Origin of the sequence: Deefgea chitinilytica (assembly GCF_016881405.1) — a bacterium.
Taxonomy (GTDB): domain Bacteria; phylum Pseudomonadota; class Gammaproteobacteria; order Burkholderiales; family Chitinibacteraceae; genus Deefgea; species Deefgea chitinilytica.
This window is the reverse complement of sequence record NZ_WOFE01000001.1, coordinates 261,795-282,056: the sequence shown is the minus strand read 5'-3', so window position 1 is coordinate 282,056 and position 20,262 is coordinate 261,795. Positions and strand designations below refer to the sequence as shown.

The following is a 20,262-nucleotide window of genomic DNA, read 5'->3' as shown; positions in this document are numbered from 1 at the left end:
TGTATTAATATACCCAAACCATAAAATCACCTCACACCTCACACCTCACACCTCACACCTCACACCTCAACCGGATCCACATCCAGAGTCCAACGCACTTTTCCCAGTTTTAAAGCCTGTATCGTCGGCAAAGCCTCACCTAACACCGCCTGCAATTGCGCCTTCGACTTTGCCGCAATTAAGAGTTGCGCCCGCTCAACGCCTGCCTTTTTCAACATCGTTGCTGCCACCGGCTGATTCAGCACCAAATCCGGCTCTGGCGAAATACATTTGCGAATGTCGGATAGCGCCGCCAAGGCTTGTTCCAACTCTGGCGCATCGGCGCGAAACAAAGCCCAAGCATTGGCTGGCGGCAAGAGCAACATATTTCGCTCAGCCAATGTTCGATCGGCAAATGGCGCATAATCGCGCGCCAGGAGTTGGTGGTAAAACGGATGATCAGAAAACGCGGTTTGGATAAAGACTTCGCCCGGATTTTCCCGCCGCCCTGCTCGTCCTGCAACTTGCGTCAGCAGCGCAAACAAGCGCTCCTCCGCCCGAAAATCAACGCTATAGAGCCCCGTATCGGCATTCAGTACAACGACGCAGTTTAATTGGTCAAAATCATGGCCTTTGGCCAGCATTTGCGTGCCGATCAAAATATCCGCGTCTCCGGAATGCACCTGCGCCAGCGCAGCGTCAAGCTCACCTTTTTTGCAGGTTGAATCACGGTCAATCCGCAGGATCTTTTTACCCGGAAAATGCTGCGGCAAAGCGTCCTCCAATCGCTGCGTACCCTGCCCGACTGGTTTCAAATCATGATTGCCGCAATCTGGGCAAGCTGCGGTGATCGCTTCTTCATGACCGCAATGATGACAACGCAACCGTCGCTCTTTCAAATGCAGCACCAGTCGCGCCGAGCAATGCGAACAACTCGCCATCCAGCCACATTCGCCACATTGCAGCACCGGTGAAAATCCACGACGATTTAAAAAAATCAGCACTTGCTCGCCACGCTCAAGCGCAGCATGCATTGCCGCCAGCGCCATCACATGCAAGCCATCAACTAAGCTAACGTTTTTAGTTGGTAATAAGACGATTTTGGGCAACACCGCACCGGGCACCGCGCGCTGGGTGAGCGGCAGCAATCGATAGCGTTTGGCTTTCGCATTAGCCCAGCTTTCGATGCTCGGCGTTGCTGAACCGAGTACAATCGGCACATTCGCTTGCCGCGCCCGATACACCGCCACATCGCGCGCCGAATAACGTAGCCCTTCTTGCTGCTTAAACGACGGATCGTGCTCTTCATCGACGATAATCATGCCCAGCTTGGGTAGCGGCGTAAACACCGCTAAGCGAGTCCCCAACACGATTTGCGCTTCGCCGCGCAGCGCTGCCAACCAATTAACCGCCCGCTCGGTATTATTTAAACCGCTATGCAATGCCGCCATCCGCACACCGGGAAAGCGGGCGCGAAAACGACCTTCGAGCTGCGGCGTGAGATTGATTTCTGGAATTAAAACTAAGACTTGCAAACCACGCGCCAACACTTGAGCAATCGTCTGCAAATAAACCTCAGTCTTACCGCTGCCGGTAATGCCATACAGTAAAAAAGGACTAAAGCCACTGGCTTGCACCAGTTCAGCCACCGCAGCACTTTGCTCGACGTTGAGCGGTAATGCCGCGCTGGCGAGTCCCACGCATTTTTCCTCAGCGGCAGACTGCACCCAACCTGCCTCATGCCAAGCTTTCACCCAACGCCAAGCGCTATCGTGTAAGCGGCGCAGTGCTGCTGGCGTATGCGGCACCAATAAAGCTTCTGCAACACGCCGCTGTGCAGGTGCACGCTTGGAAATTTGACTTAGTAAAGATTCCAGCGCCTCCACAAAATACACCGTAGATGCCGCTGGCTCGGAAAACAGCGAATTCGCACGAAATACCGTAGGCAGTGCTGCTGAAATTACCGCGCCAATTGGGTAGTGATAATAATCAGCAACAAACTGGCAAAGTTGCAAAGTATTTTGAGGTAAAGCAGGTAAATCATTGAATACAGCAAGAATTGACTTTGGGGTGCCTGTAAAATCGGCGGCGTCAGCACGCAATTGCATCACCACACCCGATAAGCGCCGCGGGCCAAATGGCACCAGTACCCGTGAGCCTACAGCCACCGTAAAGTTTGCCACCTCATATGCGAACAGTTTTTTCAGTGGCACGTCAAGCGCAACAAGGGCAAAACTCGCCACTTTTTCTCTCTTTTTCACGAAAAAATATTAACACAGGGTTATGCACAGTTTCTGTGGATAATTTTGTGAACAACTTGTCAAAAAACCGAAAATCCTCAATAAAAATGGGGTTACGGTTAAGTTGCACAAAAATTAAACAACAAAATTAAATCAATAAAATCAACAACTTAACTTTGTCAACGTTTTACATCATTTTTTTAAAAGGGGATTGACAAGTCAAAAACCCAGTCAATCCTTAATGTGTATAACTTACTGTAATTTCGCAATCTAAGACTACATAAATCATCGATAAATCATTGATTTTCATGTTCATTACAGTTTAAATACAAGCTGTAAGTTTTACTTTTTACCTGAAAATCGATGCACTGCGGCAACCAAGGCTGCCGCATGATCAGGATTGGTAAATTGCGAAATACCGTGTCCTAAATTAAACACATGTCCGGTACCGCCACCGTAACTCGTGAGAATGCGTTCGACTTCTGCTTCAATCGCAGCCGGCGGTGCAAACAGCGCCACCGGATCAAAATTACCCTGCAATGCGACTTTATCACCCACACGACGGCGCGCTGCGCCGATGTCGGTCGTCCAATCCAAGCCAATCGCATCGCAACCGGTTTCAGCAATATCTTCCAGCCACTGACCACCACCCTTGGTAAACACAATCACTGGCACGCGACGGCCGTCGTGTTCACGTTTGAGGCCAGCCACAATCCGCGCCATGTATTGCAATGAGAACTCTTGATATTTGCCGAATGGCAATGAACCGCCCCAGCTATCAAAAATCTGCACCGCTTGCGCACCGGCTTCGATTTGCGCATTCAAGTAATCAATCACCGTCAGGGTATTGACCTCTAGAATACGATGTAAAAGATCTGGACGCGCATACATCATGGTTTTGATCGTGCGGTAATCGCTCGATGAGCCACCTTCAACCATATAACACGCTAGCGTATATGGGCTACCCGAGAAACCAATCAAAGGCACACGATTATCGAGCGCCTTACGAATCGAGCTCACCGCGTCGGTCACGTATTTCAACTCGGTGCCAACATCTGGCACGAACAGTTTGGCAACGTCTTCTTCGGTACGCACCGTGCGCTCAAATTTCGGGCCTTCGCCTTCAGCAAAATACAGCCCCAAGCCCATCGCATCGGGCACAGTCAAAATATCCGAAAACAAAATCGCTGCATCAAGCGGGAAACGATCCAGCGGCTGCAAAGTCACTTCAGTAGCCAACTCGGTGTTTTTGCAAAGCTGCAAAAATGAACCTGCGTTTTTGCGCGTAGCGCAATATTCAGGCAAATAACGTCCTGCTTGGCGCATCATCCACACCGGCGTGTATTCAACAGGCTCACGCAATAAAGCGCGCAGGAAAGTATCGTTTTTTAACATGGTTTACTCTTTTTCAAATTCATAAAACTGTGCGCCTAAGATCCAGCATCTCATCTGAACGGCGAATCAGCCTAAAAAACCGCCAGTTTGGATTTCAATCGTGGCAAATCAATGCATACGCAATCTCGCCATCATCAATTCAACGCCGCTAAAGCCCACTTGCCCTGCCCTTGGCATTCGAGCACTTGTTGGTGATATTCAACAAGACCTGAGCGATGTCCAACACTAATCATCACGCCGTCTTTCATCGTCTCGGCAACTGCACGATAAAGTCGCGCTTCACCATCGGCATCGAGCGCCGACGTCGACTCATCCATTAAAAGGAAGTCCGGTTTGACCAAAATCGCCCGCAGTAAAGCAATCCTTTGTTGCTCACCCAAACTAAGGACATGTGACCACGAATCGACTTCATCTAGCCGCGACATCAAATGACTTAAGCCGGCCAATGCAAATAAATCGGCTATTTGGGCATCATCTTGCTGAACATCATTTGGGTAATAAAGAGCAGCGCGCAAGCTACCCAGCGGCATATACGGTTTTTGCGACAAAAACAAACTGGTAGTATTGCTTTGAACAGCATACTCACCTTGAGCATAAGGCCATATACCTGCCAAAGCACGTAATAAAGTAGATTTGCCAGAGCCTGATTTACCGCGAATTAACAGCGAATCACCCGGTTTGAGCGAAAAATTGAGTTGTTCCAATAGCACTTCGCCGTTCGGTTTGCTCACCGATAGGTTGCTCAGTTGCAATCCATTCGCAATCGGTTTTGGTGTAATACGTGGCAGCGCATTCGCACTGTTAATACTGCTTTCAAAAGTCGTTAAACGATCAATCACTGCCTTCCAATTAGCTAACGTGCTAAAGCTGCCAATAATAAAATCCAGAGCACCATAGACTTGGCCAAACGCTGAATTAATTTGCATCAAATCACCCAGCTGGATTTCTTTGGAAAAAAAACGCGGCGCAGCAACAATCAGCGGAAAGATGATCGCTAATTGCCCCCAAAATGAAGTAAACCAAGTCAGTCGTTTATTCATTCGCATCAGCGACCAAAAATTGCTGACCACATTGACAAAGCGATAACCCAAGCGCTCTTGTTCATCTTTTGCGCCGCCATAAATCGCAATCGACTCGGCATTTTCACGCACTCGCACTAAACCAAAGCGAAAATCGGCTTCGTAGCGTTGTTGCATAAAATTGAGACCAACCAAAGGGCTACCCAGCAAAATCGTGATGATTGTACCAATCAAGGCATAAATAATCGCAATCCAAACCATATAGCCAGGAATCGTCACCGCCGTATCACCCAGCATGAATTTCAACGGGCCAGAGAGGGTCCACAAAATACCAACAAATGACACCAAGGTGACTACCGAGCGCAATAAACCCAACGAGAGCGACAAGGAAATCGATACAAACTGCCCTACGTCTTCAGCTATTCGTTGGTCTGGGTTATCCGTGTCTTTATCGGTCAATTGCAAACGGTAAAAATTGTTCTCTTTTAACCATTTTTGGGTGTAATGCAGAGTTGCCCATTTGCGCCAGCGGATTTCCAGCATTTGCTGAAACCAAATCGCGTGCACCGCAATCACAATATAAGCAAAGGCCAAGTAGGCAAACTTAATCAGCGCCGCCTTAAAAGCCACGGCATCGACGTTTTGTAGCGTGTTATAAAACTCACGATTCCAGCTATTAAACTGGACATTCATATACACAATGCCCAGTGACAAGCCAATCACCAGCGCGAGCAAACCCCAAGCATAGAGTTTATCTTCAGAAACCCAATATGGTTTGGCGATGCGCCAGAAATTACGAAATAAATGCCGCACAGTCGGTGCTTTGTCTTTCATAAAGCTCATTGATTTTCATCCAAACACAAAATTCACTTTAAAAAAACAGGGGCTAAGCCCCTATTTTCCGACGCATTATTTACACGGCTTCTGAGTCCAAGCTCGGCTATTGCCACGGCGGCATTGCCAGTCTTGCTTGACTGAATCAATCAGCCAAACTGATGTTGCATCATTAAAGCTCATACTTAACTGAAAACGCTGGGTACGTACTGAATCGTCCAGCAAGCCTTGCAATTGCGTTTCGATCTGCACTTGCTTAAAGTTTTCTGGCCCCGCAGCAGTTTGCTTAATGACTAATTGCTGATACTCGCCAATGCCCAATTCATTCGAAATGCGGTTTTGCAAGTATTCATACATTACCTGCACAGGGGCAGAACCGACTTGCCCAGTAAAAATCGGTTTACGTACTTCTTCAGCCAACACTGAGCCAGCCAAAACGACCATCATTGTTGCAAGTATCAGTTTCATTAGATCAACCTCATGACTTCAATCAAGTTTCAAATAGTCGGCCTTAGCCACAAAGCCGACTCACTATTATTTTGCCCAACTGTCTTTCAAAGTGACTGTGCGGTTAAATACCGGGGTACCACCTGCTTGATGATTGTAGCGATCGGTAATGAAGTAACCTAAACGCTCAAACTGGAACCGCGTTTCTGGCGCAGCACTCACGACGCAGCTTTCCACATAGGCAGTGATGGTTTTCAGCGATTCTGGATTGATGAATTGGGTGAAATCGACATACTGTCCGTCTGCACCGCGCACTGCATCTGGGCGCGGCTCAGTAAACAGGCGTTCGTACAAATTCACCGTCGCAGCCACCGCGTGTTCGGCAGAAATCCAGTGGATCACGCCTTTTACTTTGCGGCCTTCTGGATTTTTACCCAAGGTTTCGGTATCCAAACTGCAACGCAATTCAATCACTTTGCCGTCAGCGTCTTTCACCACTTCATCGCACTTAATCACGTAGGAATAACGCAAACGCACTTCCGCGCCCAAAGTCAGGCGTTGCCAGCCTTTAGGTGGTTCTTCGGCAAAGTCGTCTTGCTCAATCCAGATTTCACGGGCAATCGGGATTTCACGCTCGCCCATTTCTTCGTGGTGCGGATGGAATGGCGCGCTACGTGAACCGGTGACGCCTGCTTCAAAGTTAGTCAGTGTGACTTTAAGTGGGTTTAACACCGCCATCACGCGTGGGCTGCTACCTTCCAGTTGCTCGCGCACCGCGCCTTCGAGGATGGCAAAATCGATAATATTTTCGCCTTTGCTCACACCAATACGCTGTGCGAAAAGCTTAATCCCTTCGGGACTATAACCACGACGGCGCATCCCGCTAATGGTCGTCATGCGTGGATCGTCCCAGCCCGACACGTAGTTGCCAGTGACGAGTTGATTGAGTTTGCGTTTCGACGTTATCGAATACAACAGTTCAAGTCGCGAAAATTCAATCTGCTGTGGATGGCATGGGATAGTGATGTTATCCAAAACCCAGTCATACAAGGGGCGATGGTCTTCAAACTCCAGCGTACACAGACTATGGGTAATGCCCTCTAGCGCATCAGAGATGCAGTGTGTGTAGTCATACATCGGGTAAATGCACCACGTGTCGCCAGTTTTAATGTGTGTGGAGCGTTTGATACGGTAAATCACTGGATCGCGCATATTCAAATTCGGCGACTGCATATCGATTTTAAGGCGCAGCGTTTTGCTGCCGTCTTCAAACTCGCCAGCACGCATGCGCGTGAACAAATCGAGATTTTCCGCCGGCGTGCGATCTCGGAACGGGCTGTTGCGGCCTGGCTTTTGGAAGTCGCCACGGTAGTCGCGCATTTCTTCGGCGTTTAATTCGCAGACATAGGCTTTGCCTGCGTTGATCAATTCAACGGCGTAACCATACAGCAATTCAAAATAATCTGAAGAATGGCGCACATCGCCATTCCATTCAAAACCCAACCAGCGTACGTCGTCTTCGATCGCTTTGGCGTATTCGTCGTTTTCTTTTTCCGGGTTGGTGTCGTCCATGCGCAGATTGCACAGACCGTTATAATCTTGGGCGATGCCGAAATTCAGGCAAATCGACTTAGCATGGCCGATATGCAAGTAGCCATTTGGCTCAGGCGGAAAACGCGTCTGCACCGCAGTGTGTTTGCCGCTCGCAAGGTCGGCATCAATAATTTGGCGGATAAAATTACTGGTCACAGGGGCATTTTCTGCATGGACTGCGGGGCTGTTTTTTTCACTCATCGCGGCTCAAACTCATGGGATTTTTACTCAAGGCAACGATTCTACCAAAACAGCGACCAAATCGCCCTGCCAATCTGAAATCTAATGCTTTTCAATGCAAAAAATCGCGCAATTTTGCAGCTCAATTTGCGAGAAAACACTTCTGCGTGATTGCCTACCGTACAGATCAAAAATCCACCCACTGCACTCACCGCATAAGGTGCTGTATGTGTCTATTTGGCAGGGTTTGTTCGGCATAAACTAGAGTTACAAATTCACGGAGCAATATCATGAATGCCGACTATCGCAATGCCCCGCAAGGCCATGGTTCGATTTCATTATCCGATGGCTCAATCTTTACCCTCGATCCGTATCCCAGTACAGAACTCAATGACCGCTATATTGATTGCCACCTAACTCCAGCATGCTCAATCTGTAGCCAATTGCATGCTTACTGGCATACATGTAGTCATTGGACTAGCAAGCTAGGTTCGCGGTTGATGCAGCACAAGACATAAATATCAGCCATAAAAAATGGCGGAGAATTTCTCCGCCATTACATGTATCAACCGATAAGCCTTATCAATTAAAGCCTACAAAGCAATACCTTAAATATCCTGCCCTTCTACAATCCCATCATGATGCTGATCGGCTGGTAGCAATAAATTCAAAACAATCGCCAATACGCTCACTAGCCCGACGCCGACTAAGTTGAAATTACCGACTTGCACCATCAAGCCACCAATACCGCAAGTGAGCACAACAGAAACAATCACTAAATTACGGGGCAACATTAAGTCAACTTTGCTATCGATTAGCGTTTTCAAGCCAATTGAGGCAATCGTACCAAATAGCAAGACCATAATCCCCCCCATGACCGGCATTGGGATCGACACCAAAATGGCGTTGAACTTACCAAAAAACGCCAAAATCACCGCCAAAATCGCCGCATAAGTCATAATGACCGGATTGAAATTACGCGTAATCATCAAGGCGCCAGTCACTTCGGCATACGTTGTAATGGGAGGTCCACCGATCAAACCAGCAAAACACACCCCCATGCCATCACCACTCAAAGTTCGATGCAAGCCTGGGTTCACGGTGTAATCTTGCCCCGTCACTTTGCCCAAAGCCATTACGCCACCAATATGCTCAATGGTCGGCGCAATCGCCACCGGTAACATAAACAGCGCCGCCGCCCAATTGACTTCTGGAGCCACAAAATGCGGCATCGCAAACCACGGAGCATTAGCAACCCCAGACAAGTCGATCACGCCGAGGAATACCGCCGCAATATAACCCGCAACGACACCCGACAAAATCGGCACTAAACGCAACATACCGCCAGCGAATACCGAGACGATAATCGTCGTCGTCAAAGAAATTGTAGCCAGCAATAATGACACCCCATACGGCACCAACTGCTTACCACCACCCTGCCCCATCGCCATGCCTGAAGCAGCCACTGCTACCGACAAACCAATCACCATAATCACTGGGCCAATGACCACCGGCGGCAATAATTTATGGATAAATCCCATGCCGCGCCATTTGATTAAACCCGCAATAATAAAATACATAAAGCCCGCAAAAAAAAGGCCAAACTGCGTGGCGGCTTGGCCCCATGTTTGCATCGCGAAAATAATCGGTCCGATAAAGGCAAATGACGAGCCCAAAAAAATCGGCACTTGCCGACGAGTAATCAATTGAAACATCAAAGTACCGACGCCAGCTCCAAGCAACGCCATGGCCGGATTAAGGCCAGTCAGTAGCGGCACCAGCACCAGCGCACCAAAGGCGACAAATAAAATTTGCGCGCCGGATATAAATTGTTTTACTTCAGAAAACATAAGCCCTCCCAATTGCAGCGCTAACTGGGAACAGACCCAGTAGCGCCATTCTAATTATTTATTAATCGTGCCAAAAATCTTGTCGCCCGCATCACCCAAGCCCGGAATGATGTAGCCTTGCTCATTCAAATGTGAATCGAGCGACGCAGTCACGATCTGCACATCGGGATGTTTTTCATTCATCAGCTTCACGCCTTCAGGCGCTGCGACCATCACAATCGCGATAATTTCTTTGCAACCATTGCGTTTGAGCATATCCACCGTCGCAACCAAAGAGCCGCCAGTGGCCAGCATCGGATCGATAATCAACGCAAGGCGGTCTTCTAAATCGCCGACGAATTTTTCAAAATACGGTACGGGTTGCAAGGTTTCTTCATCCCGCGCTAAGCCCACCACGCTGATTTTGGCCGACGGAACCAAGTCGAGCACGCCGTTGAGCATCCCCAAACCCGCGCGCAAAATCGGCACAACGGTGAGTTTTTTACCTTTGATTTTTTGCACTTGCACATCACCACACCAACCTTGGATCGTTACATCCTCCAGCGGCAAATCACGCGTTGCCTCATACGCCAACAAACGAGCCAGTTCTTCGGTGAGTAAGCGAAATTTATTGGTCGAGACTTCGGCTTCGCGCAGCAAAGCCAATTTATGTTGAACCAAAGGGTGATGAACGATGGTGATTTGCATGATGATTCTCGCAGATAGGAATGCAGACATTGTAGGCATTCCTAGCGAAACCGCTATTGCGGAAAATACGACGAATGGCTTTTTGTTGATTTAGGTCGAATCAATTGAGCGATGATTTCAATTAGATAATGCGGCGCAGATTAATAAATCCGCTTTACCCAAAGCACCGTGGGCATTTCAGCTTGAGAGCGATCAAGCAAAGCGCGGTGTTGCAAGAACACATTGCCAAAACGCGCACCCATATCCGCCCAGAAAAACTGACTATTCACCGCCAACATCGCTGTTGGAATGTCAGCTTGCATCTCTTTGGGTAATTGCTGCACAAAGTCAGCAGGATTAGAGAAGTATTTACTTCTACGCTTTACCAATGCTTGCTCAGCAGCCGATACAGTCACTTTCGGCCCCCAGGCGGATAAGACTTCAGCCGACACAAAATTTAAATTCAAGGTCGTCGGCACTGGCAACGCCACAATACTTGGCTCAATCTGCCGTACTAATTCAATACTAAAACCGTCAACTTGAGTCAATTCATTCACATCGACCAAGGGCAAAATTTTGCTTTTGCCTGCCACTAAAATCGCTTTGCTTTGCAAATGTTTCACTAGTGCATCAGCCAGCACCACGGGCTGACCTAAATTGAGCAGGAACTTTTTAAACGCGGCGACCCCTGCTGGATTGAGCTGACCGTCTTTATCGAGCAAATTTGCGAGATTAAATCGGCCATTGAGTTCAGTCAGCCGACCACTCATGGCGCCGTTTTCGATTTTGATTTCGGGAATCGGCACCGCCCACGGTTTGAGCAAATGGTCAGGCTGACCCGCTCTAGCATCGTCGCGCAGCGTGAGCCGGACTAATTGCAGTACCGACCACGTGGCCGCACGCGCTTCGGCGGTTTCTTTGCGGATTTCGAGTTGCTGCAAAGCTCGCTGCTGCCTCAGCATCAACAATCCAGCCACCGAGGCCACCAAAGCCGCGACCATGAGCGCAGCAATCATCGCCACGCCGCGCTGTTTGAATTGAACTGGGATCATGGGATTAAAAACACGCGTTCGTACTCACCCAAATGCTGCTGAGTGGCAAGCCGCACCCGAATCGCCCGTGGTCGACTGGCTGACTCGCCCCATTGCTGACGCCATTGATTTTTGTCGTCTAAAAAATCAAATTCACAGCGACTGAGGTTTTTGAGTAATTCATGCGAAACCGCCTGATCCGCTTTAGCCACATCGGGCTGCGCAAACAGTCGCAAGGTGAGTGATTGAGGACGGCATTCATACACACCATGCAAGGGCGCACGGTCGCCGTCAAAGCGAATAAATTCCAAACTGCTTGGCACTTCTACTAAACTGAAACTGCGCAGCGGCGGTTGAGATTGACCTGCACTATCAGTCCACGGGCGAGGCGCAATTTGGCTTAAATCACTTTCGATGCGCTCAAAGGCTAGCGTCAACTCGCGCCAATGGGCGGTTTCGGCAACAACCGCGGTACGCGTATCAACCACCATATTGACGCCGCGATAGGTGATCAAACTCATGATGGCAAAAATCGCCAAAGCCACTAACACTTCGAGCAAAGTAAATCCACGTGACATCGGCTTAGTCCACTCGGGCAGCATAAAATACCTGCTGTGCCAGTATATGCTCAGGACGCTCTGCTAGTGCTACGCTCAGCTCGATACGTCGGAAACTATAATTAGGTGTCGGGCTAATATTCATCGTGTAGACAAAATTTTCTCCGCCCTGAGTGATCTTTCCACTGGTCGAGCCTGTTTCAGGATAAGCACGCATCGCCAGCATTTGATTAACCTGATTACTCGCCACCCAACTGGCCAAGGTTCGGCTGCGATAAGTGATTAAGGTATCGGTCGAACCCATTACCAATTTAGCGGCTGCCGCAAGGGTAATCCCCAGCACCGCCAAGGCAACTAAAACTTCAACCAAGGTAAAACCCTGCGTTTTTGTCCGCATCAGCGTTGAACCTGCTGCACCGCAAAGCGCCCCATCACGTCACCGCTGATGCGCCACTGCGTTTGACTGCCATTGAGGAAGACTTCAAATGATTCAATCACGCCATCAGCCGGCAGGATAATTTTTTCACCTAAGGGGCGATTTTGTTGATTAATGGTCTGCGCGCTCACTTGGACACCATCAGCCAACTGAGTGGCGCGCAAGCCTTCGCCCGCGTTGAGCACTTCCCATTCTTGACGCTCATTTTTCATCCAAAACTGATAGCCTGCGCCGTCCGACGTCCAAGCCACGGCGCGCCCTCTGGCTATCGCCTCATCGCGCGCACTTTCAAATTGCAACATCAAACGATCCGCCGCCGCTTGCGCCCCATCACCACGATTGAAATGAAACACCGTAAAGCTGGTCGCAATTAAAATAATTGCAGTGACGACAAGGATTTCAAGCAAGGTGAAGCCGGATTGTGATCGCACAGAATTCTTCATTTTAAGTGCCTGCGGCACAATGTTTTACTGTCGCAATCCGCGACGGGGACTTACTTTCTTTGCTTCGTCAAAGAAAGTAAGCAAAGAAAGACGACCCTATATCTACACCGACTTCGTCGGCTTGATATGGAGGGATTTTAAAACCCCAACCAGACGAGTGCGGAACAATACCAACACCCAATCTAAACATCGCCATAAAAAAGCTAGATTTTGCATAGCGAGAACCGCAAAGACAAGGCATTGCGAGGAGAAAAACCGGAGTTTACATTTCGTAAATGAGGATTTTTCCCCGCAGTAATAACGCAGGATTTGCGATTCGCAGTAGCAAAAATCATTGCTGCCAAGAACCAATCAGATTTTCAGGCTTATCCGCCCCCGCTTGGCCTTCTGGCCCATAACTCAACACATCCACTTCGCCATGGGCGCCGGGATTGAGGTACACATAATCCTGCCCCCATGGATCTTTCGGCGCTTTTTCGAGGTACCCCCCCGATTTCCAATTCATCGGCACCGGATCAGTCGTTGGTTTTTCCACCAAGGCTTTCAGGCCTTGCTCAGTCGTTGGCATGCGACCGTTATCTAATTTATACAGTTTCAGTGCCGACATAATCGCCGACACGTCTTGTTTAGCGGCAACAATCCGCGCTTCGTTCGGCCTATCCATAATTTTCGGTACAATCAATGCGCCCAAAATCGCCAAGATCGAAACCACGACCAAAATTTCAATTAAAGTAAAACCACGACTTTTTCTCACACAAACTCCACGAAGGTATACAAATAAGAACTAATAAAAATAAGGATCACACTCATATACTGCCAAGCATTTGCTAGTGAATTATTTCACTAACTGGTTCATCTCAAAGACTGGTAGTAATATCGCCAACACAATCACCATCACCACGCCGCCCATCACTAGTACCATCAAAGGGCCAAGCAAACTGGTAAATGCAGTCACTTTACGATCAAGTTCTTTAGTTTGCTCAATTGACGCACGATCCAGCATCTGCGCTAAGCGTCCGGTCGCTTCGCCACTGGCGACCAAATGCAGTAGCAGCGGTGGAAATTCATCGGCTGCTTTCATCGCGCGTGCTAGGCTCACGCCTTCGCGCACTTCGGCGGCCACTTCACCCACCGCACTTTGTAATTTCAAATTGCTCATTACGCCTTCGGCAGCGTCTAATGATTTAAGCAGCGGCACGCCGCTCCCCACCAAAATCGCTAAGGTACTGGCAAAACGCGCCGTGTTTGCCAATCGATCCAGATAACCAAGGACCGGCCATGTTAAGCGCCAAATATGAAAGCGCAATTTCAATTCGGGCTTTTTCAAGGCGTAAAAGCCAGCCACACTCGCGAACAAGCCGATCAACAACACCCAGCCGCCAGCGCTTTTGATCGCGGCACTGGTCCACAATAAGGCACGTGTTAGTAGCGGCAGCGTTTGTTTGACCGATTCAAACACCTGCACCATTTGCGGCACCACCCAAGTCAGCATCCCTAAAATCACCAAGGCCGACACCAACATCACCACTGCAGGATATATAAAGGCAATCGCAATTTTGCTATTAAGCTCGCCACGCGCCTCAAGGTAATCGGCCAAACGCTGCATCACGCCCGCCAATTTACCTGACTCTTCACCAGCCTTGACCAAGGTACGATACAGCGTCGGGAACACCCGAGGAAATTGGGCCATCCCGCTCGACAACGGCAAGCCCGACATCACATCAGCACGCAGTCCAGCCAGCACTTGCCGAGTTTTTTCTTGATCAGTTTGCTCAGCCAATACAATCAACAGTTCATCAATCGTTAGACCCGCATCCAGCAGAGCAGAGAATTGCCGCGTCAGCGTCGCTAATTGTTGCCCCGACAAACTCAACTTTGCTGATTGGTTCTGGGCGGCAGCTAATTCAGTCAGTTGTGTCGCCAGCAAACCTTGCTCACGTAATAAATTACGCGCGTGGCGAGGTGTATCAGCGTCGATTTGCCCAGACTTTGTTTTACCACCGGAGATTGGAACTGCTTGATATTGGAATGCCGTCACAAAAATGTCGCTCGAAAGACAAGCTTGCGCCTTTCATGTCTAAAATATTTTAATTAAAAATGGATGAATGCCATATTACATTCATCTACATGTGTTTCAATACTGAATTGCTCCTGAATATTTCAAGGATAGATAAAACTGAAATCCCCGCATTTTCTATTCTGGACTTTTGAACAACACTCAATTGGCTCAAGGTTTACATCGAAAGACAATGATTCCAGCCTGCATTCAGACTCTACATCGCATCGAGTACCGCAGTTTACCGCGCAATAATGACGAACATAAGTAAATCAAATGCTTCTACAGGGAATTTAAGGCGGCCGCGCCACTTCACTATGCCTTTTTCAATTAAACATCTGGCGCTTGCAGTTCAATACCTTGCCATCGCCCTCTTTATCTGGATCGCTGTCGGTTTGTTTTGGCAAATGCTCACGCCCAATCAAACCAGCTCAGTGCTACGCTTAGCACAGCCAGCCCCCAACACACAGTCGTTCAACCCTGAAGCGGTGTTACGTTTATTTAAAACAGGCAGTGCCGTCAGCAATGACAGTCATGGGTTAAGCTTAAAAGCGCTGATTTCGGGGCGGGATGGGATTGCGATTATTGAGGGGCTTGAAGCCAGCGCAGTGGCCGTCAAAGTGGGCGCAGAAGTCGGTCAATATGGCAAATTAGTGGCGGCAATGAAAGACCACATCGTACTTGAGCGCAGCGGTGTACAAAGCAAAGTCTATTTACCCGCATCAGCACCCACTTCGCTCAATCCAGCCGCGATCAGTACTGCAGCGCCAATTCAAGCCAATACACCCACAAACAATACCGAGGCAGCAACGATCACTCTAAGCCGTGGCCAACTTACGGGCATTTTGCAAGGTGGCAATCTAGCCAACTGGAGCAAAGGCTTGGGTACGAGCCAAGCTGGCGGTATCTTGGTGGAACAAGCCAATCAACAACAACTCGCACAAGTCTTGCAACTCCGCGACGGCGATATTCTAAAAGCCATCAATGGCCGACCGCTAAACAAACTCGACGACCTTTCTTTACTTTATGGCGCTTTTAGCCAGCAAACTAATCTGTCTTTGCTCATCCAACGCCAAGATAAACCGCAAACCATTAGCTATACCGTCAATCCTTAAACCCATGAAAAAAATATTAATTGCCGCACTTCTTTGTAGCCAGATTGCTTTTGCTGCTGACGATAACGAAAAAATCATGCTGAATTTCGTCAATTCAGACATTGAAACCACGATTAAAGCGATTAGCCTGATTACGGGTAAAAATTTCATTATTGATCCGCGCGTCAAAGGCACCATCAATATTGTTTCTACGCAACCTGTAGCTAAAGATCTGGTTTATCCGATTTTACAATCCGCACTTCGCCAAGCAGGATTTTCCACTGTGCAAGGTAATGGCGCGATCAAAATCCAACCCGAAGCTGACAGCAAAGCGTTGAGCAATAAAACACTCGTTCGTGGTGAGCTTGCCTCTGGTGAGCAAGTGATTACGCAAATTTTTTCGCTCAATAATGAAAGCGCCAATCAAATGGCAACGATGCTGCGCCCCTTGGCGACGCCATCTAGTCTAATTAGCGCCTATCAATCCGGTACTAGCAACACTTTAGTTATCACTGACTACGCCGATAATATTCGCCGCTTGGCAAGGATTATCGACAACATCGACCAGCCCAAAAATACTGACGTATTTACAGTCAAACTGATCAATGCATCAGCCTTGGATGTAGCACAAAATATTGCCCGCTTAATGCCAGAGGTTTCGGTGCAAGTCGGTGGCGCACCAATTCCACCACCGGACGGCGTGCGCCGCTCGATTGTGGTGCCTGATCCACGCGGCAATCGCCTGATGATCCGCGCCTTGCATGCGCCACAAGCCAGCCAGTTACGGCAATTGATCAAAAGTCTGGATGAAGCGGCCACCACCGACAGTGCGATCAATGTCATTTATTTGCGTAACGCAGATGCAGTGAAGCTCGCTAGCACGCTCAAAGGTATCTTGACAGGTCAAGATGATGCCGCCAGTACAGCCAACAGCAATAATTCGATGAGCAATACCAACAGCAGCACCCCATCGAACAATGTGCAAACCAATACCGCCACCAATGTGCAAATTTCTGGCGCAAGCGTGCGTATTCAAGCAGACAGCACTACCAATTCGCTGATCATTACGGCACCACAAAATATCTACAATAATCTGCGCGCGGTGATCGAAAAACTCGATGTACGTCGCTCACAGATTTATGTCGAAGCGATGATTGCGGAAGTGAATTTATCCAAACTCTCTGAGTTTGGCTTCCAATGGCTGGTTGCTGGCGGCAATGACAAATTTGGCGCAGGCGGGGTGACCAATCTCAATTCAGGTCCCGGCGGTCTTGGCAATATCATCAGTAATATTCTGGCCAAAACACCAGCAGGGATTCCGGCGGGAATGACGCTGGGCTTATTCAATGGAGATCCGCGTGATGGCACTGCATCGCTGGGTTTATTGGCTAGTGCTTTACAAGGCAGCGGTAATGGCAATGTGCTTTCGACGCCCAATTTGCTGATGCTCGATAATGAAGAAGCCAAAATTACAGTAGGGCAAAATATTCCAATTATCACCGGCTCGCAAAATGGCACTGGCGCGAATGCGAATCCTTTTGTGACCGTTGAGCGTAAAGACGTCGGCATTAAGCTACGCGTTCGCCCGCAAGTGTCTGAAGGCGGCGTGATCACGCTGAATGTATTCCAAGAAGTCTCTAGCGTTGATTCCTCGCTCAATACCAACGGCGCCGGATTGGCCACCAAAGTGCGTACGATTGAAACCAAAGTGCTCGTCGATGATGGTCAAATCGTCGTTCTGGGTGGCTTGATTGAAGATCGCGTCAGCAATAATGACAGTCAAGTACCCGGCTTGGGCGACCTGCCCTATTTAGGCCATCTATTCCGCTTTGAAAATCGAAAGTATGAAAAAGTTAATTTAATGATTTTCTTACGCCCAGTAGTCATTCGCGATAGCGCGGCCAATAGCCAATTGGCGGATGATCGCTATCAATATCTGCGTCAGCAACAAGGTGATTTCAAAATCGGCGAACATTGGTTTTTACAAGATATGCCAAAGATTCAGCTGCCAGAGCGACTTCCTGAAGCAGGTAAATCGGTCTATTCACCGCAACCGAAAGCGTCATCCAACGACACAGCACCAACGACCAGCACGAGCCCACAATAATGAAGTCGATTGTTTCTTATGCTTATGCTCGTGAGTTCGGTGTTTTTGATGCCGAAATCACGGACGGCACAACGTCGATTGTCATGCGCCAAGGCGGCAGCATCGCCGCGCTGGGTGAATTGCGGCGCCAATTGGGGCAAAGTCGTCTGGTAGTGCTGACCGAAGCCGAGTTTAATGCCAAGCTCACGCAACACTTCAATAATCATCATGACGGTAAAGCCAGCGCGATGAATATGGTCGACGACATTGAAGAATCGGCTGACTTAGCGCGACTGATTCAAGACATGCCCGAAGTCTCTGATTTGATGGAGGCCGAAGAATCATCGCCCGTCATTCGACTGATTAATGCGATTTTTACCGAGGCATTGCGAGAAAACGCGTCCGACATTCACATCGAGCCCTTTGAAACGCGTTCGGTGGTTCGTTACCGTGTCGATGGAGCGCTCCGCGACGTGGTCGAACCCAACCGTGCCCTGCATGCGGCCTTAGTTTCACGAATTAAAGTGATGGCGGCGCTCGATATTGCCGAAAAACGGATTCCACAAGATGGTCGCATCAATTTACGCATCGCGGGTCGGCCAGTCGATATTCGCGTGTCAACCTTGCCCACCGGGCATGGCGAACGTGCGGTGCTGCGTTTACTCGATAAATCGGCGGGTCGCCTACAATTGGCCAAACTCGGCATGGCGCAAAAAACGCTGCAGTCACTAACTCAATTACTCGCCTCGCCGCACGGCATTGTTTTGGTGACAGGCCCAACAGGTTCGGGAAAAACGACAACGTTGTACGCCGCGCTAGGTAGTATGGATGCCAAAAATAGCAATATCATGACGGTAGAAGACCCGATCGAATACGACCTCGACGGCATCGGCCAAACACAAGTCAACCCACGTATCGATATGAGTTTTGCGCGAGCACTGCGCGCCATATTGCGGCAAGACCCTGATGTGATCATGATCGGTGAGATTCGCGATTTAGAAACCGCGCAAATCGCGGTGCAAGCCTCACTCACAGGGCATTTGGTATTGGCCACCTTGCACACCAATGACGCCAGTAGCGCGATTACGCGGCTAGTCGATATGGGGATTGAGCCCTTCTTACTCGCTTCATCGACAATTGGCGTGTTGGCGCAAAGGCTAGTTCGCACCTTATGCAATGAATGCAAGCAACCGTATACACCAACAGACGATGATTTAAAAGAGCTTGGAGAGCATACCCCTGCAATATTATATCGTCCTAGCGGTTGCCCGCATTGCGCACAAACCGGCTATCGCGGCCGCACCGGCATTCACGAATTGCTCGTCGTTGACGAAGCGATGCGCACCCTAATCCATAATGCCGCCAATGAACAAACCATTCGGAGCTATGCCGAAAGCTTAGGAATGACCAGTTTGCGCCATGATGCGATTGAGCGTGTTGTTGAAGGCGTGACCAGCATCGAAGAAATGCTACGAATTACCCGTCATCAATAGGTGCAAGCGAACAACTGTTGGCAAGCCAACCGTGAGCATGCCATTTGCAATTAGATTTGACTGAATGTGCAATTTTAAATACCCTACACTATTGATTATTGGTAATCCACCATCTGAATTGATCATGATTTTCTAGTTGGTCAATCCATTTCAAATTCCAAGAGGACACATCATGCGTTACGTTTATATTGCGCTCATTGTTATTCTGACTGCCGTTGTTGTGCTATTTCAATTTCAAAATCTCACCGCGGTGACGATTTCTTTATTTACGCTTAGCATTACCATGCCCGCCTCACTGCTCGTTTTTGCCGTGTATGCACTAGGGATGGTCACTGGTGGTGCGCTACTTTCTTTATTACGCACCTGGATTAACCGAGCAACACGCAAACCGTATTAATCCAATTGGGTTTTACGCTTTTTATTTATTAATAGGAATTAAATTACCATGAGTAATATTTGGGATTTCGCTTGGCTCATCATTGAAGCGTTTATGTTTATTGTTTACTTATTCGTGCTATTTCATATTTTTGGCGACTTATTCCGCAATCAAGAAATGAGCGGAATTCGTAAGGCCATTTGGGTCATTGGTTTAATCCTGCCTGTTCCTTTCGTTGCTCTGATTTATATTTTGTGCCACGGCCGCGGTATGGCACAACGCCAACAACAAATGCTGGAACGGATGAAATCAGATACTGATAGCTATATTCGCCAAGTAGCCGCTAAGTCGCCAGCTGAACAAATCAGCGATGCAAAAGCATTGCTGGATGCGGGCACGATTTCAGCCGATGAGTTTGCAAAACTCAAAGCCAAAGCACTGGCTTAAACCCAAGCAATCAATTTCATCCTCAACACAAAAAGCCACC

The 20,262-nt window shown here is 48.7% G+C and carries 19 protein-coding genes; 6 read left to right on the top strand and 13 right to left on the bottom strand.

The annotated features are described in order from the left end of the window. Positions 1-59: 59 nt before the first annotated feature. From GM173_RS01265 to GM173_RS01245, 5 genes are all read right to left on the bottom strand, one after another. Positions 60-2,222, bottom strand: coding sequence for a primosomal protein N' (locus GM173_RS01265; RefSeq protein ID WP_203569518.1), 2,163 nt, complete (start codon positions 2,220-2,222; stop codon positions 60-62). Positions 2,223-2,561: 339 nt separating this feature from the next. Next, entirely contained in the window at positions 2,562-3,614 is a 1,053-nt protein-coding gene (gene hemE, locus GM173_RS01260; RefSeq protein WP_203569517.1) for a uroporphyrinogen decarboxylase, read from the bottom strand. 134 nt (positions 3,615-3,748) lie between these two features. After that, positions 3,749-5,476, bottom strand: a complete 1,728-nt coding sequence (locus GM173_RS01255; RefSeq protein WP_239078191.1) for an ABC transporter ATP-binding protein/permease — start codon at positions 5,474-5,476, stop codon at positions 3,749-3,751. A 66-nt stretch (positions 5,477-5,542) separates the two neighbouring features. After that, positions 5,543-5,935 (bottom strand): hypothetical protein, encoded by a 393-nt coding sequence (locus GM173_RS01250; RefSeq protein WP_203569516.1) that lies wholly within the window; start codon positions 5,933-5,935, stop codon positions 5,543-5,545. 66 nt (positions 5,936-6,001) lie between these two features. Continuing rightward, complete coding sequence (locus tag GM173_RS01245; protein ID WP_203569515.1) at positions 6,002-7,708, bottom strand: glutamine--tRNA ligase/YqeY domain fusion protein; 1,707 nt, start codon at positions 7,706-7,708, stop codon at positions 6,002-6,004. Between the two features lie 269 nt (positions 7,709-7,977). Between GM173_RS01245 and GM173_RS01240 the strand changes: the two genes are divergently transcribed. Continuing rightward, positions 7,978-8,205, top strand: a complete 228-nt coding sequence (locus GM173_RS01240) for a hypothetical protein (RefSeq protein WP_203569514.1) — start codon at positions 7,978-7,980, stop codon at positions 8,203-8,205. Positions 8,206-8,295: 90 nt separating this feature from the next. Here GM173_RS01240 and GM173_RS01235 read toward each other — a convergent pair whose 3' ends face one another. The 8 genes from GM173_RS01235 to gspF all read right to left on the bottom strand — a co-directional run bounded on the left by GM173_RS01235 (position 8,296) and on the right by gspF (position 14,708). Then, positions 8,296-9,537 (bottom strand): uracil-xanthine permease family protein, encoded by a 1,242-nt coding sequence (locus tag GM173_RS01235; protein WP_203569513.1) that lies wholly within the window; start codon positions 9,535-9,537, stop codon positions 8,296-8,298. 54 nt (positions 9,538-9,591) lie between these two features. Then, positions 9,592-10,224, bottom strand: coding sequence for a uracil phosphoribosyltransferase (gene upp / locus GM173_RS01230; protein ID WP_203570335.1), 633 nt, complete (start codon positions 10,222-10,224; stop codon positions 9,592-9,594). Between the two features lie 140 nt (positions 10,225-10,364). Beyond that, positions 10,365-11,255: a type II secretion system minor pseudopilin GspK gene (gene gspK, locus GM173_RS01225; RefSeq protein WP_203569512.1), complete on the bottom strand. Its 891-nt coding sequence runs from the start codon at positions 11,253-11,255 to the stop codon at positions 10,365-10,367. Continuing rightward, positions 11,252-11,836: a type II secretion system minor pseudopilin GspJ gene (gene gspJ / locus GM173_RS01220; RefSeq protein WP_203569511.1), complete on the bottom strand. Its 585-nt coding sequence runs from the start codon at positions 11,834-11,836 to the stop codon at positions 11,252-11,254. Before gspJ ends, gspK begins: the two co-directional genes overlap by 4 nt. Next, on the bottom strand, positions 11,817-12,188 hold the full coding sequence (gene gspI, locus GM173_RS01215; RefSeq protein WP_203569510.1) for a type II secretion system minor pseudopilin GspI: 372 nt from the start codon (positions 12,186-12,188) through the stop codon (positions 11,817-11,819). The genes gspJ and gspI overlap by 20 nt, the downstream gene beginning before the upstream one ends. After that, entirely contained in the window at positions 12,188-12,670 is a 483-nt protein-coding gene (locus GM173_RS01210; RefSeq protein ID WP_203569509.1) for a GspH/FimT family pseudopilin, read from the bottom strand. The genes gspI and GM173_RS01210 overlap by 1 nt, the downstream gene beginning before the upstream one ends. 331 nt (positions 12,671-13,001) lie before the next feature. Next, positions 13,002-13,424, bottom strand: coding sequence for a type II secretion system major pseudopilin GspG (gene gspG, locus GM173_RS01205; protein WP_203569508.1), 423 nt, complete (start codon positions 13,422-13,424; stop codon positions 13,002-13,004). 81 nt (positions 13,425-13,505) lie between these two features. Continuing rightward, positions 13,506-14,708 (bottom strand): type II secretion system inner membrane protein GspF, encoded by a 1,203-nt coding sequence (gspF, locus tag GM173_RS01200; protein WP_203569507.1) that lies wholly within the window; start codon positions 14,706-14,708, stop codon positions 13,506-13,508. A gap of 335 nt (positions 14,709-15,043) precedes the next feature. On the opposite strand from gspF, the gene GM173_RS01195 reads away from it, so the two are divergent. From GM173_RS01195 to GM173_RS01175, 5 genes are all read left to right on the top strand, one after another. Continuing rightward, positions 15,044-15,841 carry a hypothetical protein gene (locus GM173_RS01195; protein ID WP_203569506.1) on the top strand — a complete coding sequence of 266 codons (798 nt, stop codon included), beginning with the start codon at positions 15,044-15,046 and terminating at the stop codon, positions 15,839-15,841. Positions 15,842-15,917: 76 nt separating this feature from the next. After that, a complete protein-coding gene (gene gspD / locus GM173_RS01190; RefSeq protein ID WP_203569505.1) occupies positions 15,918-17,927 on the top strand; it encodes a type II secretion system secretin GspD in 2,010 nt (669 codons plus the stop codon). Continuing rightward, positions 17,927-19,399: a type II secretion system ATPase GspE gene (gspE, locus tag GM173_RS01185; protein ID WP_203569504.1), complete on the top strand. Its 1,473-nt coding sequence runs from the start codon at positions 17,927-17,929 to the stop codon at positions 19,397-19,399. The genes gspD and gspE overlap by 1 nt, the downstream gene beginning before the upstream one ends. A gap of 172 nt (positions 19,400-19,571) precedes the next feature. Beyond that, positions 19,572-19,796, top strand: a complete 225-nt coding sequence (locus GM173_RS01180) for a LapA family protein (RefSeq protein ID WP_203569503.1) — start codon at positions 19,572-19,574, stop codon at positions 19,794-19,796. Positions 19,797-19,844: 48 nt separating this feature from the next. Continuing rightward, complete coding sequence (locus GM173_RS01175; RefSeq protein ID WP_203569502.1) at positions 19,845-20,222, top strand: SHOCT domain-containing protein; 378 nt, start codon at positions 19,845-19,847, stop codon at positions 20,220-20,222. The last annotated feature ends 40 nt before the right edge of the window (positions 20,223-20,262 follow it).

Excerpts from the sequence above, each read along its gene's own strand:
- hemE (WP_203569517.1), bottom strand. The coding sequence starts at position 3,614 with ATGTTAAAAAACGATACTTTCCTGCGCGCTTTATTGCGTGAGCCTGTT.
- GM173_RS01255 (WP_239078191.1), bottom strand. The coding sequence starts at position 5,476 with ATGAGCTTTATGAAAGACAAAGCACCGACTGTGCGGCATTTATTTCGT.
- GM173_RS01250 (WP_203569516.1), bottom strand. The coding sequence starts at position 5,935 with ATGAAACTGATACTTGCAACAATGATGGTCGTTTTGGCTGGCTCAGTG.
- GM173_RS01245 (WP_203569515.1), bottom strand. The coding sequence starts at position 7,708 with ATGAGTGAAAAAAACAGCCCCGCAGTCCATGCAGAAAATGCCCCTGTG.
- GM173_RS01240 (WP_203569514.1), top strand. The coding sequence starts at position 7,978 with ATGAATGCCGACTATCGCAATGCCCCGCAAGGCCATGGTTCGATTTCA.
- GM173_RS01235 (WP_203569513.1), bottom strand. The coding sequence starts at position 9,537 with ATGTTTTCTGAAGTAAAACAATTTATATCCGGCGCGCAAATTTTATTT.
- upp (WP_203570335.1), bottom strand. The coding sequence starts at position 10,224 with ATGCAAATCACCATCGTTCATCACCCTTTGGTTCAACATAAATTGGCT.
- gspK (WP_203569512.1), bottom strand. The coding sequence starts at position 11,255 with ATGATCCCAGTTCAATTCAAACAGCGCGGCGTGGCGATGATTGCTGCG.
- gspJ (WP_203569511.1), bottom strand. The coding sequence starts at position 11,836 with ATGCTGCCCGAGTGGACTAAGCCGATGTCACGTGGATTTACTTTGCTC.
- gspI (WP_203569510.1), bottom strand. The coding sequence starts at position 12,188 with ATGCGGACAAAAACGCAGGGTTTTACCTTGGTTGAAGTTTTAGTTGCC.
- GM173_RS01210 (WP_203569509.1), bottom strand. The coding sequence starts at position 12,670 with ATGAAGAATTCTGTGCGATCACAATCCGGCTTCACCTTGCTTGAAATC.
- GM173_RS01195 (WP_203569506.1), top strand. The coding sequence starts at position 15,044 with ATGCCTTTTTCAATTAAACATCTGGCGCTTGCAGTTCAATACCTTGCC.
- gspD (WP_203569505.1), top strand. The coding sequence starts at position 15,918 with ATGCTGAATTTCGTCAATTCAGACATTGAAACCACGATTAAAGCGATT.
- gspE (WP_203569504.1), top strand. The coding sequence starts at position 17,927 with ATGAAGTCGATTGTTTCTTATGCTTATGCTCGTGAGTTCGGTGTTTTT.
- GM173_RS01180 (WP_203569503.1), top strand. The coding sequence starts at position 19,572 with ATGCGTTACGTTTATATTGCGCTCATTGTTATTCTGACTGCCGTTGTT.
- GM173_RS01175 (WP_203569502.1), top strand. The coding sequence starts at position 19,845 with ATGAGTAATATTTGGGATTTCGCTTGGCTCATCATTGAAGCGTTTATG.